Source organism: Pseudomonas sp. N-1-13, assembly GCF_057787095.1.
The window spans coordinates 2,176,826-2,190,796 of record NZ_JBYNRI010000001.1; the positions used below are offsets into that span (position 1 = coordinate 2,176,826).

Below are 13,971 nucleotides of genomic sequence, written 5' to 3' on the forward strand. Positions count from 1 at the left end.
AACGGCTCTCCTAGAAGAAGGTTATTTCCTGTGAATTCTGGTGCGCGCCCGATTCGCCGTGGTGGTTGCGGCGTTGTTCTTCGGTGGCGTAAGTGGTTTCCATGCGCGCCAGCCATTGGCGGGCATCGATGGAAACGGCCTGGTCGGGCGACTGACTGGCCTGCTGCATATGCACATGCAGGTCCTCGATGTTGTCGCGCACGTGGCTGAGAATCTGGCTGACCCGATCCTGGAATTGCAGGTTGACCAGCACTTCGGTGAGCTCGTCGCGAATACCGAAGCTTTCCTGCTGCAGCAGGTCGGCCGATTCGGCCAGCCGCCCGGTGACGCTCTTGAAGCGTTCCAGCACGCGCTGGATGCTGTCCTCGGAGACGCTGACCGACTGGCTGTCCTGATCCGCGCCGCTGGAGGCGGCCTGGACCAGTTGAGTGATGGCGCTATTGATGATGTCGACCTTGGCCGACATCTGCTGGCCAGTCTCGCTGGACTTGCTCGACAGGCTGCGCACGGCGTCGGCCACCACCGCAAAACCGCGCCCGGCTTCGCCCGCACGGGCGGCTTCGATGGCGGCGTTGAGGGCCAGCAAGTTGGTTTGCGCGGCAATGGCCGCGACATCGGCGGCCATGGTCCGCAGCTCGCCGGTGTAGGCGGTGAGGTTGCGCACCTGGGCCAGGGTTTCATCGCGGCTGGCCTGGGTGGCTTTCAGGGAGTCGATGACCTGGACCAGCTCACCTTCGCTTTGGGCCAGCACCTGCACGGCGCCGCCACTGCTGTTGCCGGCCAGCTCACCGGCGGCCAGTTGCGAAGCTTGCACGGTATCTTCCAGGCGTGAAGAGATGCCGGTGAAGCGATTGGTCAGCGAGACGATCGCGGTTTCGGTCTGCTGCCGGGAGCTTTCCACCTGCTTGGCCCAGATCGGCATGGCACCGAGGATGACTTCGTTGAGTTGCGCGCTGGCCTTATGGTTCAAGTGGTCGGCGGCGTGTAGCGCGTGATGGGCAATGGCGGCGGCGACGGCTTTGTCGATCTGCTGGTGCTGGGCGCGGGCAGCCCACACGCCGACCCCGGCGCCAATGGCCAGGAGCACGGCACACAACCCCAGGTTTTGTGTACTTGGGCCGTTGAGAACCAACAGGCCGACGCTCGCGATCAGGGCCACAAACAAGCTGGACCAAAGGATGCGCGGCGGAGTTTGGGAATGGGAATGACCGTGTGAATACGACGTCATGGTTCGGTCCTTGAACAGTGTTGCTAACAGGTTATTTACGAATAACTGGTTATCTGCGACCCCACCCCGGACTTTAAGACCGGTCGTCCGATTCCTGCATGGCCGAGGGCGTTGACCTGCCCAGTGAGTGGCACTGTGCTATCTGAGATTAGACGCAGTCGCTGAAATGTCGAGGCGCCCTGACGAACAGATGAGTCGCCCACAACCCCTTGCGCCTTGCTCCCACAGATTCCCTCACCACCATCCGGGAATAAGCTAAATTACCCCGCATCGGATTTTGAACCTGCCATCACGAGCCCTCATGCCCACCCAGCCTCTCTGGAAAATCTACCTTCTGTTCCTGGCCCCCATGGTCCTGTCCAATTTCCTGCAATCGATGTCCGGCACGCTCAATAGCATCTACATCGGCCAGATGCTCGGCACCCAGGCATTGGCGGCGGTATCAGGCATGTTTCCCATCCTGTTTTTCTTTATCGCGCTGGTGATTGGCCTGGGCGCGGGAGCGGGGGTGTTGATCGGGCAGGCTTACGGCGCCGGGGAAACCGGCACGGTGAAGGCGATTGCCGGCACCACGTTATTGCTGGCGGCGATCATCGGGCTGGTGGCGGCGGTGCTCGGCACTGTGTTCGCGCGCCAGGCGCTGCAGGGGCTGGGGACGCCGGCCGATGTGCTGGAGGACGCGGTGTCCTATGCCCGGGTGATGATGTGGATCCTGCCGATACTGCTGGTGTTCGTGGTGTTTACCCAGTTGCTGCGCGGGGTGAGCGATACGCTGTCGCCCATGCTGGCCTTGCTGGTGTCCACCAGCGTCGGGCTGCTGCTGACGCCGGCGCTGATTCGCGGCTGGCTGGGGCTGCCGCAGATGGGCATCGAGAGCGCGGCGCTGGCGGGGCTGGTGGGTACGGCGTCGGCCATGGTCATGCTCGCGTGGCGCCTGAACCGTCGCGAGCACGCCCTGGCGCCGGACCGGGCGTTGTTCGCGGCGATGCGCCTGGACATGGACATCCTCGGCAAGGTGCTGCGCATCGGCCTGCCCACGGGGTTGCAGATGGTGGTGATCTCACTGTCGGAGCTGGTGATCCTGGCGCTGGTCAATGGCCACGGGTCCCAGGCCACGGCGGCCTATGGCGCGGTGACGCAGATCGTCAATTACGTGCAGTTCCCGGCGTTGTCGATTGCCATCACCGCCTCGATCCTCGGCGCCCAGGCCATCGGTGCCGGGCGTCTGGAGCGTCTGGGGCCGATCCTGCGCACCGGGCTGTTGATCAACGTCTGGCTCACCGGTGGGCTGGTGGTCTTGGGGTATCTGTTGTCTCACTGGCTGCTGGGACTGTTCATCACCGACCCGGCGGCGCGAATCCAGGCCGAACACCTGCTGCACATCATGCTCTGGAGCCTGCTGGTCTTCGGCTTCCAGGCGGTGGTCGGCGGCATCATGCGCGCCAGCGGCACGGTGCTGATGCCGGTGGCGATTTCGATCTTCTGCATCGTCGGCGTTCAGCTGCCAGTGGCCTACCTGCTGGACGCGCAGTTCGGCCTGCAAGGGGTATGGATGGCGTTTCCGGTGGCTTACTTGAGCATGCTGGTGTTGCAGACCCTGTACTACAAGATGGTCTGGCAGCATCAGCGGATTGAGCGGTTGGTGTAGCTCTGCGCTTTCTGACACAACAAAAAACCTGTGGGAGCGAGCCTGCTCGCGATAGCGTCGGCACATTCGGCATCGATGCGCGCTGACCCACCGCCATTGCGAGCAGGCTCGCTCCCACAGGGATTCGGTGCCTGGCGATGTTACAGTGGCCGGCATTCTCCTACCGCCATCACCGAGGATTTCGATGTCTGCCCGCCCGCCCTCCAGTGTTTCCTATCGCGCCTTCCTCTTCGACATGGACGGCACGCTGCTCAATTCCATCGCCGCGGCCGAGCGGATCTGGACGCGCTGGGCCCTTCGTCACGGTGTGGAGGTGGCGAGCTTTCTGCCGACCATCCACGGCGTGCGCGCCATCGACACCATTGCCCGCCAGCGCCTGCCAGGGGTGGATGCCCTGGCCGAGGCCGAGCAGATTACCCGCGAGGAAATCGAAGACGTGGAAGGTGTGGTGCCGGTGCCCGGTGCTGCGGCATTGCTCAACAGCCTACCGCCCCTGCAATGGGCCATCGTCACCTCGGCGCCCATGGCGCTGGCCTTGCGGCGCATGGAAGCGGCCGGCGTTCCACGTCCGGCGGTGATGGTCACCGCCGAGGATGTGAGCGACGGCAAACCCAATCCGGCCTGTTATCGACTGGCAGCGGAGCGCCTGCAAGTCGCCGCCCAGGACTGCCTGGTGTTCGAGGATGCCGAAGCGGGTATCAAGGCCGGCGAGGCGGCGGGAGCGGATGTGTGGGTGGTGACGGCGACGCATACGCATCCGGTGGCCACCCCCCATCCGCTGATCAAGGATTACCGTGGGCTTGGCCTTGAGGTGGATGAGGCCGGACGGATGCGACTGAACCCGACGCTGTGATCGCAGCAGACCCCCTGTGGGAGCCAGCCTGCTCGCGATAGCGTCGGCACATTCAGCAATGATGCAATCTGACCCGCCGCCATCGCGAGCAGGCTCGCTCCTACAGTTGGATCTGTGGTGATCGTTGAACCGGTCAGGTCACCACGCGATAGCACGGTTCATACGCCGCGCCGCCCGGCAGTTTCATGCGGTGCTGGGCGACGAAGGCCTGGAGCAGCCGGTCGAGGGGTTCCATGATGGCGGCATCGCCGTGGATCTCGTATGGACCGTGTTCTTCGATCAGGCGGATACCCTTGTCCTTGACGTTACCGGCCACGATCCCCGAGAACGCTCGGCGCAAGTTGGCGGCCAGTTCGTGGGCGGGCAGGTCGCGCCTCAGGCCCAGGCTGGCCATGTTGGCGTGGGTCGGGTCGAACGGACGCTGGAAGCCTTCGTCGATTTTCAGCAACCAGTTGAAGTGGAAGGCGTCGTTGCGTTCGCGGCGGAACTGTTTGACCGCCTTGAGCCCTTGGGTCATCTGCCGCGCCACTTCGGCCGGGTCGTCGATGATGATCTGGTAGTGCTTCTGCGCAGCCTCGCCCAGGGTCGCACCGACAAAGGCATGCAGTTGATCAAGGTACGGCGCGGCGCTCTTGGGCCCGGTAAGAACGACCGGGAAGGGCAGGTCCTGGTTGGCCGGGTGCATCAGGATACCCAGCAAGTAGAGGAACTCTTCCGCCGTACCGGCGCCGCCCGGGAAGATGATGATGCCGTGGCCCACGCGCACGAAAGCTTCCAGGCGCTTCTCGATGTCTGGCAGGATCACCAGCTCATTGACGATCGGGTTCGGCGCTTCGGCGGCGATGATGCCGGGCTCCGTCAGGCCCAGGTAACGGCCGCCGTGGATGCGCTGTTTGGCATGGGCGATGGTGGCGCCTTTCATCGGGCCTTTCATCACGCCCGGGCCGCAGCCGGTGCAGATGTCCAGGCTGCGCAGGCCCAGTTCGTGGCCGACTTTCTTGGTGTATTTGTATTCTTCGGTGTTGATCGAGTGGCCGCCCCAGCACACGACAATTTTTGGCTCCACCCCAGGGCGCAATGTGCGGGCGTTGCGCAGCAGGTGGAAGACGTAGTCGCTGATGCCCTGGGAGGAGCTGAGGTCGATGCGCTGGCTGTCCAGTTCGTTCTCGGTGTAGACGATGTCGCGCAGGGCGCTGAACAGCATCTCGCGGGTGCTGGCGATCATCTCGCCATCGACGAAGGCGTCGGCCGGGGCGTTCAGCAGTTCCAGGCGTACGCCGCGGTCTTGCTGGTGAATACGGATCTCGAAGTCCTTGTAGGCTTCCAGGATGGTCTTGGCGTTATCGACATGGGCGCCGGTGTTGAGAATGGCCAGGGCGCACTGGCGGAAGAGGGTATAGATACTGCCGGAACCGGCCTCACTCAGTTGCTGGACTTCACGCTGGGACAAAGTCTCCAGGCTGCCCTTCGGGCTGACCGAGGCGTTGATTACATGTCTTTGATTCATTCAGCTTTCCTTGAAAACGATGCCGTACTCACAACGACGGCATCTTGAAAAAAACGTCCACGCAGAAAGATCGCACGATCCTTGCGGTATCGCCATGGACTTTGATCCGGATCCTTCGGGTCGGTTGCAACACAAAATGAGCTCCAGCATAGCTAAATCCACCGGGCAGGCGATAATGCGGGACTTTTTTTACCCCGCACAAGGAAATTGCACCGCGATGTTCGAGCTCAAGCCGTGGGACGCCGAAGTCTACCGACGCCAGACCCGACGCAGTACCCTCATCGTCGCCGTGACGTTCCTGGCACTGGCGATGCTGTTGTCCAGCCTTTCGGTGATGCTGTTCGGCACACCCGGGGGGGATAATTTTCGCTTCAATCTCGGCGGGGTGATTGCCGCGGTGTTGGTGATGGTCGCCTTGATGCGTCTGTATTTCTGGTCGCAGCCGTGGATGGCCGCGGCGGTGTACGGCTGGCAGCTCAAGCGCAGCCTGATGAGCATCACCAATGTGATGCACCAGGTGAAGGCCGGTGTGCAGGCCCAGGACGTGGCGGCCATGAAGCTGCTACGGTTTTATCATCTGGGATTGACGCAGATGCATCAACTGGACGCCAACTCCAGCGCCCAGGGCTCACTCGCCCGAGAGGCTGATGAGCATCTGACAAGGATGCAGGCGCTCAATCTCGACAGCGAGCAAGCTCGGCTGGACCCGATCTGGATCGACATGGTGAAAAAGGCTTATAGCGGACGCTGATCGACGCCTCAGGGCAATGACAGATTAAGCGCCGGAGCGCAGCAGGCGTGCGCCCCAGCGATTTTCCAGGTTACGATTTTCTGCCCGCGCCTTGGTTGCGGTCAGTTCCTTTGCGGCCCGCCTCAGTGCCTTTCTGACGATCACTTGCAACGTTACCGCCCGACGCATGGCCGCCTTTCTTGCCGGCTTCCGATGCTTTTTCCCGATCATTTGCGAAGTTGCCTTGGTTTTTGTTTCCACTACTGGCCATTTCGAGCATCCTCATTTTGGTTACGCGAGCAACGAGCCTCGCATAATTTGTGAAAGGAAATGGCCGGCAAAAGTTTAATGAAAACGCTTCGTCAGATGACGAACGGCACGCACTGACCGCACGGGGTCACTGGTCCTCGCCACCACTGATTTTCCAATGCTTGGCATCCACCGGGAAAACCACTTGCTCGACCCGGTGCGCGATGCCGAAGGCCAAAGAGTTTTCGGCCGGGATGACCCGTTCTTCGGCGCAAAGACATTTGAAAATGTCCAACTGAGTGGCGGCGCCGGCGGTTTCCTTGACGTAGATTTCCACGTACCGCGCCACGTCGTTGTCCAGGCTGGATAGGTATTCCCGCAAACGCGAGTGATCCACCGACTTCTGGCCGAAATACCAGTTCATCGGGTGAATCAGAAAACGCGAGTGAGGCGTGGTGGTGCGGTCGCTGGCGGCCAAGTACATGATGATGCCCATGGACTCGATATTGCCGGCATTCACGGCACGCACCGGCACCGGAAGGGATTTGATGAAGGTGTAGAGGGTAAAGCCGAAGTTGGTACTGCCACCGATCGTCGAGAGATTGAGCATCAGTGAGTCGGCGCCTTTTTCAATGGCATCCAGGCAGTTGTCCCGGAAGCGCTCGGTCGTTCCCTGATCGATCTGGCAATGAAAATGGACAATGTGTTCGGACATTTCAAACTCCTGTCGACTTCCCGTTGAACGGTCTGCGCAGCGGTGGCGCCGTACAGTTGGGAGTTCGCAGGTGCGCGGATGTTCCTCGTCTGAGGCCGGATGTTGGCGTTCGCGCAGGTGTGGTTCGCCGGGTTCAGCACGCTTCGGCAGTTTGGGCCATGCGTTGCAGGAACATCGCCAGCGCGGCTTCCTCCTCGCTGAGGCCTTTGCGGACCCGGGGGTTGGGCAGCTCCCTCAGCGAACCCAGCAGGAAACCCTCCACCACGGCGGGATGGATGTAGCATTTACGACAGACGGAGGGGGTATTGCCCAGTTGCCGGGCAACCTGCCTGACCATCTCGGCGAGGTGTTTTTTTGCCTCGCTCTCGGTTTCCCAGCACAGCAGTCGCAGCCCCGCCAGAGCCGCCGCGCTGCCGGCCCAGGTGCGGTAGTCCTTGGCGGTGAAGTCCGCGCCGGTGAGGCTCTTGAGGTAGGCGTTGATATCGGACGAGCTGACGGAGTGGCGTTCGCCGTTGTCGTCCAGGTACTGGAACAGGTTCTGCCCTGGAATCTCCTGGCAACGCTTGATGATCCGCGCCAGACGCCGGTCTTTCACGGTGATCTGGTGTTCGACGCCGCTCTTGCCACGGAATTGGAAGGCAATTGCGCTGCCGTTGACCTCCACATGCTTGCTGCGCAGGGTGGTCAGGCCGTAGGAGCGGTTGTCCCGGGCATACTGGGTGTTGCCGACCCGGATCAGGGTGATGTCCAGCAACGTGATAACCGTGGCCATGACCTTGTCGCGGCTGAATCCGGGCGTGGCCAGGATCTGCTCCAGGCGTTTGCGCAAGCGCGGCAGGGTACGGCCGAACTCCAGCATTCGGGAGTATTTGTCGGCATCGCGCACTTCCCGCCAGCGCGGGTGATAGCGGTACTGCTTACGCCCACGAGCGTCCCGACCGGTGGCCTGGAGATGGCCGCGCGGGTCGGTGCAGATCCATACATCGGTGTAGGCCGGCGGTACGGCCAAGGCGTTGATGCGCTGGATTTCGGCCGCATCGGTGATCCGCTGGCCCTGAGGATCGAAATAGCAGAACTTGCCCCGCAACTTTTTGCGGGAGATACCAGGGGCGGTGTCATCGACATAATGCAGATCGGCCGGCAGCGCATCCGGCGGCAGGGTGTCGGGCATGAAAGAATCCTTGGCAGCAAATCCGGGGCCTGTGATCGATTGACCGCAGCCCATTGCGGTCGTGCCAAGTTTCTGAGGTGGCCCGCAACACCCACGAATCAGGGTTGGACCGCCGGACCTGTGGGAGCGAGCCTGCTCGCGATAGCGTCAGATCAGTTCACACCCATGTTGACTGAACCACCGCGATCGCGAGCAAGCCCGCTTCCACAAGGGATTTGTCTGGGGCGATACCCTACGCCAACACCGCCACCGCCTTGATCTGCGCCCACAGCAACTGCCCCGGATGAAGCTTCAGCTGATCCCGGGAGTAACGGGTGATGCGCGCCAACAGCGGCGTGCCAGCAGCCTCCAGCCGAATCAACACATGGGCGGCGTTGTCGGCGGCCAGTTCGCTGACCACAGTGACTGGCAAACGGTTGAGGATGCTGGTCTGGGCATCGTTCGCCAGGCTGAGGCTGACGTCACGGGCCTGGACCTTGAAGCGCAACGGCTGTCCGATGGCCAGTGGCGTGTGGGCGACACGCACGTTCAAGAGGCTGTCGGGCAGTGTCAGGGACAGCAGTTGATAGGCAGCGTCATAACCGCTGACCTTGCCCTGGACCACCACGCCCGCGTCATCGCCCAACGCCAGTGGCAGGTCGAGCCGCGCCAGTGTTTCGCCGATCGGCCCGCTGGCCAGCACGCGACCGGCCTCCAGCAGCACGATGTGGTCGGCCAGGCGCGCCACTTCGTCCTGCGAGTGGCTGACGTACAGCACCGGGATGTCCAGCTCATCGTGCAGGCGTTGCAGGTAAGGCAGGATTTCGTTCTTGCGCCGGGTATCCAAGGCGGCCAGGGGCTCGTCCATCAGCAGCAGTCGCGGGCTGGTCAACAGGGCTCGGGCGATGCCGACCCGCTGGCGTTCACCGCCGGACAGGTTGTGTGGCTGTCGATCGAGCAAGTGACCGATGCCCAACAGTTCGGTAGCCTGGTCCATGTCCACCCGCCGTTGCGCCGGCGCGATGCGCTTGAGGCCGAACGCCAGATTGGCCTGCACGGACAGATGCGCGAACAGGCTCGCCTCCTGGAACACGTACCCCAGCGCCCGTTGATGGGGCGGCACGAACACCCCGCGCTCGCTGTCCTGCCAGACTTCGCCGTTGACCTCGATGAAACCCCGGGTCGGCCGTTCCAGCCCGGCGATGCAGCGCAGGCAGGTGGTCTTGCCGGAACCGGACTGGCCGTACAGCGCGGTCACGCCACGGCCCGGCAGTTGCACATCCAGGTCCAGGGAGAAGTCTCCATGGTCGAGCTGAAAACGCGCTTGAATCATCGATCAGCTCCAGCCGGCCCGGGTTCGGCGGCTGGAATACAACGCCAGCAGCACAAGAAATGAAAACACCAGCATTGCCGCCGCCAGCCAATGAGCCTGGGCGTACTCCAGGGCTTCGACATGGTCGTAGATCTGCACCGACACCACGCGGGTCTTTTCGGGGATATTGCCGCCGATCATCAGCACCACGCCGAATTCGCCGACGGTGTGGGCAAAGCCGAGGATTGCCGCAGTGATGAAACCGGGGCGGGCCAAGGGCAGGATGACACTGAAAAACGTATCCCAGGGACCGGCCCGCAAAGTGGCCGCCACTTCCAGGGGACGACTGCCGATAGCGGAGAATGCGTTCTGCAATGGCTGCACCACAAACGGCATGGAGTAGATCACCGAGCCGATCACCAGCCCGGTGAAACTGAAGGTGAGGGTGCCCAGCCCGACGGCCTGGGTGAATTGACCGATCCAGCCGTTGGGGCCCAGGGCGAGCAACAGGTAAAAGCCGATCACCGTGGGTGGCAGCACCAATGGCAGGGCCACCACCGCGCCCACCGGCCCGCGTAGCCAGGACTGGGTACGTGACAGCCACAGGGCGATGGGCGTGCCGATCAGCAGCAGGATCACTGTGGTCAGCGAGGCCAGTTTCAGGGTCAGCCAAATGGCGGCGTAGTCGGCACTGGTCAGTGGCATTTAGCGTTGATAACCGTAGGCTTGGATGATGGCGGTGGCTTTCGGGCCTCTGAGGTAATCCATGAACGCCGAGGCGGCGGCGTTGTTTCGCCCTTTGTTGAGGATCACCGCGTCTTGTTTGATCGGGTCATGCAGCTCGGCGGGGACGATCCATGCCGAACCGCTGGCCACCTTGCCGTCCTTGTACACCTGGGACAAGGCCACGAAGCCGAGTTCTGCGTTGCCGGTAGAAACGAACTGATAAGCCTGGGTGATGTTCTGGCCTTCGACGAGCTTGCCTTTGACTTGCCCGGACAACCCCAGTTTGTCCAGCACCTGGGTGGCGGCCAAACCGTAGGGCGCGGTTTTCGGGTTGGCGATGGACAGGTGCTGGAAGCCGTTGTCCTTGAGCACCTGGCCCTGGCTGTCGACATAACCGTCCTTGGCCGACCACAGCGCCAGCGTGCCGACCGCATAGGTGAAGCGCGAACCCTTCACGGTGTCGCCTTCGCTTTCGAGCCTGGCCGGGGTGGTGTCGTCGGCGGCGAGGAAGACTTCGAACGGTGCGCCGTTCTTGATCTGGGTGTAGAACTGCCCGGTCGCGCCATAGGCCGCCACCAGCTTGTGGCCAGTGTCTTTCTCGAAGCCGGCGGCGATGGCCTGGACCGGTGCGGTGAAATTGGACGCCACGGCCACCTGCACCTCATCGGCCTGGACGGCGCCAACGCAAAAGAGTGTAGTCAGCAGCAACGGCGCGAAGCGGGTGAGGTACATAAAGGCTCCGAAAGGTCGGTTTCGCTATATACGGAAATATATAGCGAATGGCCGATAAACGGAACGCGGCATTTTGCGGACGTTGGTGTGAGAGGGCGGCCGCCATCGCGAGCAGGCTCGCTCCCACAGGGGATCTGTGGCGAACACACCTCTTGCTGCCACACCAGAACCCATGTGGGAGCGGGCTTGCTCGCGAAGACGGCGGTACATTCAACATTTCTATTGGCTGACCCACCGCTTTCGCGAGCAAGCCCGCTCCCACAGGTCCAGTGGTGTGCCCAGATGTTGTGTTCACCACCGATCCCCTGTGGGAGCGAGCCTGCTCGCGATGGCGTTCCAACAGACGATGACGACCGTCAGGACCGCCCACGGCCGTTCAGTTGGGCCAGGGCCTCCTGGGCCAGTTGTCGGGTCAGCTCCGCGGTCGACAGCTCCCGACCCATGGGGAACGCCTGGCCGGCCCACAGGTTGCTGAAGTCTGCTTCATCCTTGGCGCGCAACGGCAGCAACGCACCGCCAGCCAGGGGGAATGCCGGCGCTATCGGACTCATCGGCCCGATCTCGCGCATCACCCGGTTGACGATGCCCCGGGCCGGGCGGCCGGTGAACAGGTTGGTGACTGCGGTTTGGCTTTCCTTGGCCGTGCGCAGCGCCCGGTGATGGGCCGCGCTGATCTTCGCCTCGGGGGTGAACAGATAGGCGCTGCCCAGTTGCACCGCCGATGCGCCCAGAGCAAACGCCGCGACAATACCCCGCGCATCGCCAATACCGCCCGCAGCGATCACCGGCACGCTCACCGCATCCACCACCTGGGGCAGCAAGGCAAACAGGCCGACCTGGGTGTTGAGGTCGTCGCTGAGGAACATCCCGCGATGGCCGCCGGCTTCATAGCCCATGGCGATGATCGCGTCACAACCGTGCTGTTCCAGCCAGATGGCTTCCTCGACGGTGGTGGCCGACGAGAGGACTTTAGCGCCGGTGGCTTTCACCCGATCCAGCAGGGACTTCTCCGGCAGGCCGAAGTGGAAGCTGACCACTGCAGGACGCATCTGCTCCAGCACCCGGCAGGCTGCATCATCGAACGGCGTGCGGTTGGACACCGGCGTCGGCGCGTCGAAGTCAGCGCCCAGTTCTTCGTAGTAGGGCTTGAGGTGCTGCTTCCAGGCCTCGGCGCGCGGCTCGTCGAGCACGGGTGGCTGGTGACAGAAAAAATTCACGTTGAACGGCTTGTCGGTCTGTTCGCTGATCGTCGTCAGCGCTTGGCGCAATTGCTCGACATCCAGCATCGCCGCCGGCATCGAACCCAGCCCGCCGGCATTGCAGGCGGCGATCACCATGGCCGGCCCCGTCACTCCGGCCATCGGCCCCTGGATGATGGGTAGCTCGATGCCAAGCAGGTCAAGAATGCGAGTGTCTGGCCACTGGCTCATGTACAGGTCTCCGACGGCAGAGGAAAACAGCGTTTTTAGCAGGTGTGGCCCGGCCAGGGCCAGTCGAGTTTTTCAATCGGATGCGGCAACTTGATCCCGACGGCCAGCGGGTTACCATGCGCGCTTCATTTCTCAAGGAGCCTGACCCATGGACGTCAAACTCAAGGCAGTCGAACCCTTTACCGTGGCCGGCCTGCAGGTACACACGCGCAACGCTGACGAACAGCAGCCTGACATGGCACGGATCGGCCCGATGTGGCAGCAATTCTTCAGCGAAGGGTTGTTCGACAAGATCCCCGCCAGGCAGTCGGAATCGTTTGTCTACGGGGTCTATTCCAACTATGAGTCCGACGCCACCGGCTACTTTGATGTGACGGCCGGGGTGCAGGTGGATGCGACCAGCGCAGGCTACGCCGCCGTGGACATCGAAGGCGGGGATTACCTGATGTTTTCGGCCAAGGGGCCGATGCCCGATTGCGTGATCCAGACCTGGGGCCTGATCTGGGCATATTTCGCGGACAACCCGCAGACGCTGCGCCGCTTCACCACCGATTTCGAGGTCTACAGCGGCCCCGACTCGGTGGCGATCTACATCGGCGTTCAGTCCGCGGACGAGCGCTCCAGCGCCAGCAACTGACGTTTACGCTCCACGCCCCAGCGATAGCCCGACAGGTTGCCGTCGCTGCGCACCACCCGGTGGCAAGGGATCGCCACTGCCAGGCTGTTGGCCCCGCAGGCCTGGGCCACGGCGCGCACGGCTTTAGGCATGCCGATGCGCTGGGCGATCTCGGCATAGCTGGCGGTGCTGCCCGGCGGAATATCCCGCAGGGCCTGCCAGACCCGTTCCTGGAACGCCGTGCCTTGCAGGTCCAGCGGCAGGTCCAGGCCCAGGGCCGGTGCCTCGATAAAGCCCACCACCTGGGCGATCAATTGCTCGAATTCGCGGTCGGCACCGATCAGGTTGGCGCGGCGGAATTTGTCTTGCAGATCCCGCACCAGCGCGTCCGGATCGTCCCCCAGCAGGATCGCGCACACACCGCGTTCGCTTTGCGCCACCAGAATTGCCCCGAGGGAACATTGGCCGACGGCGAAACGAATGTCGGTGTTCTGCCCGGCGGCGCGGTAATCGGCGGGTTTCATGCCCAGCACCTTGTCGGCGGCTTCATAAAAGCGGCTGTTGGAATTGAAGCCGGCGTCGTACAGCGCTTGGGTGATCGATCCTCCATCGCTCAGGCGTTCGCGCACCTTGCGCGAGCGGTGGGCGGCGGCATAACCCTTGGGTGTCAGACCGGTGACGGCCTTGAACACCCGGTGGAAATGGAAGGGACTCAAGCCTGCGCTTTGCGCCAGTTCATTGAGCCCAGGCAGTTCTTCGGCAGCCTCGATCTGTCGGCAGGCGGCCGCGACCCGGGCCGCTTGTTGGGCGGCGAGCTGGGTCTGGTCCCTGGCCACTCGCTTGCTGGGACGATACCCCGCCGCCTGGGCCTGTTCCGGCGTGTCGAAAAATTCCACGTTACGCGGATTGGGCAGGCGCGACAGGCTGCTGGGATGGCAATAGATGCCGGTGGTTTTCACGCCATAGACGAATTGCCCGTCGGCGCGCGGATCCCGGGCGAGCACGGCGGCCCAGCGAGGATCCTGTTCAGCGGTGAGGGTGTTCGAAGTGCTGTTCATGGTCGTTATGTCCATTG

At 62.8% G+C, this 13,971-nt stretch carries 13 protein-coding genes and 1 pseudogene; 4 read left to right on the forward strand and 10 right to left on the reverse strand.

All coding sequences use genetic code 11. The features are described from left to right. Window positions 1-10: 10 nt before the first annotated feature. Window positions 11-955 (reverse strand): annotated as a pseudogene (locus tag AC3I65_RS09965) (methyl-accepting chemotaxis protein); the annotation flags it as partial. Between the two features lie 574 nt (window positions 956-1,529). On the opposite strand from AC3I65_RS09965, the gene AC3I65_RS09970 reads away from it, so the two are divergent. Then, window positions 1,530-2,876: an MATE family efflux transporter gene (locus AC3I65_RS09970; protein WP_047227656.1), complete on the forward strand. Its 1,347-nt coding sequence runs from the start codon at window positions 1,530-1,532 to the stop codon at window positions 2,874-2,876. A 184-nt stretch (window positions 2,877-3,060) separates the two neighbouring features. Next, complete coding sequence (locus AC3I65_RS09975) at window positions 3,061-3,729, forward strand: HAD-IA family hydrolase (RefSeq protein WP_488523675.1); 669 nt, start codon at window positions 3,061-3,063, stop codon at window positions 3,727-3,729. Window positions 3,730-3,862: 133 nt separating this feature from the next. Here the strand turns inward: AC3I65_RS09975 and ppnN are convergent, their stop codons facing one another. Continuing rightward, the gene (gene ppnN / locus AC3I65_RS09980; RefSeq protein WP_047227654.1) at window positions 3,863-5,236 is read right to left on the reverse strand and encodes a nucleotide 5'-monophosphate nucleosidase PpnN; all 1,374 of its coding nucleotides are present in this window, start codon (window positions 5,234-5,236) and stop codon (window positions 3,863-3,865) included. A gap of 217 nt (window positions 5,237-5,453) precedes the next feature. On the opposite strand from ppnN, the gene AC3I65_RS09985 reads away from it, so the two are divergent. Further along, window positions 5,454-5,987, forward strand: coding sequence for a DUF3087 family protein (locus AC3I65_RS09985; protein ID WP_160892857.1), 534 nt, complete (start codon window positions 5,454-5,456; stop codon window positions 5,985-5,987). 70 nt (window positions 5,988-6,057) lie between these two features. Here the strand turns inward: AC3I65_RS09985 and AC3I65_RS09990 are convergent, their stop codons facing one another. The 7 genes from AC3I65_RS09990 to AC3I65_RS10020 form a co-directional block, all read right to left on the reverse strand. Further along, window positions 6,058-6,237: a con-10 family general stress protein gene (locus tag AC3I65_RS09990; protein WP_047227652.1), complete on the reverse strand. Its 180-nt coding sequence runs from the start codon at window positions 6,235-6,237 to the stop codon at window positions 6,058-6,060. Window positions 6,238-6,363: 126 nt separating this feature from the next. Continuing rightward, the gene (locus tag AC3I65_RS09995; protein ID WP_047227651.1) at window positions 6,364-6,930 is read right to left on the reverse strand and encodes an ATP-dependent Clp protease proteolytic subunit; all 567 of its coding nucleotides are present in this window, start codon (window positions 6,928-6,930) and stop codon (window positions 6,364-6,366) included. A 133-nt stretch (window positions 6,931-7,063) separates the two neighbouring features. Further along, window positions 7,064-8,101: a DNA topoisomerase IB gene (locus tag AC3I65_RS10000; protein WP_322834484.1), complete on the reverse strand. Its 1,038-nt coding sequence runs from the start codon at window positions 8,099-8,101 to the stop codon at window positions 7,064-7,066. 232 nt (window positions 8,102-8,333) lie between these two features. Next, window positions 8,334-9,413 carry a molybdenum ABC transporter ATP-binding protein gene (gene modC / locus AC3I65_RS10005; RefSeq protein WP_047227649.1) on the reverse strand — a complete coding sequence of 360 codons (1,080 nt, stop codon included), beginning with the start codon at window positions 9,411-9,413 and terminating at the stop codon, window positions 8,334-8,336. A gap of 3 nt (window positions 9,414-9,416) precedes the next feature. Further along, window positions 9,417-10,097 carry a molybdate ABC transporter permease subunit gene (modB, locus tag AC3I65_RS10010; RefSeq protein ID WP_047227648.1) on the reverse strand — a complete coding sequence of 227 codons (681 nt, stop codon included), beginning with the start codon at window positions 10,095-10,097 and terminating at the stop codon, window positions 9,417-9,419. Further along, window positions 10,098-10,850 carry a molybdate ABC transporter substrate-binding protein gene (modA, locus tag AC3I65_RS10015; RefSeq protein ID WP_160892853.1) on the reverse strand — a complete coding sequence of 251 codons (753 nt, stop codon included), beginning with the start codon at window positions 10,848-10,850 and terminating at the stop codon, window positions 10,098-10,100. It abuts the gene before it with no gap. Between the two features lie 356 nt (window positions 10,851-11,206). Further along, window positions 11,207-12,280 (reverse strand): NAD(P)H-dependent flavin oxidoreductase, encoded by a 1,074-nt coding sequence (locus AC3I65_RS10020; RefSeq protein WP_047227646.1) that lies wholly within the window; start codon window positions 12,278-12,280, stop codon window positions 11,207-11,209. A gap of 148 nt (window positions 12,281-12,428) precedes the next feature. On the opposite strand from AC3I65_RS10020, the gene AC3I65_RS10025 reads away from it, so the two are divergent. Continuing rightward, window positions 12,429-12,917, forward strand: coding sequence for a GyrI-like domain-containing protein (locus AC3I65_RS10025; RefSeq protein ID WP_160892849.1), 489 nt, complete (start codon window positions 12,429-12,431; stop codon window positions 12,915-12,917). On the opposite strand, the gene ada is transcribed toward AC3I65_RS10025, so the two are convergent. After that, window positions 12,881-13,954: a bifunctional DNA-binding transcriptional regulator/O6-methylguanine-DNA methyltransferase Ada gene (ada, locus tag AC3I65_RS10030; protein WP_047227644.1), complete on the reverse strand. Its 1,074-nt coding sequence runs from the start codon at window positions 13,952-13,954 to the stop codon at window positions 12,881-12,883. The two genes, AC3I65_RS10025 and ada, sit on opposite strands and share 37 nt — an antisense overlap. Window positions 13,955-13,971 lie beyond the last annotated feature (17 nt).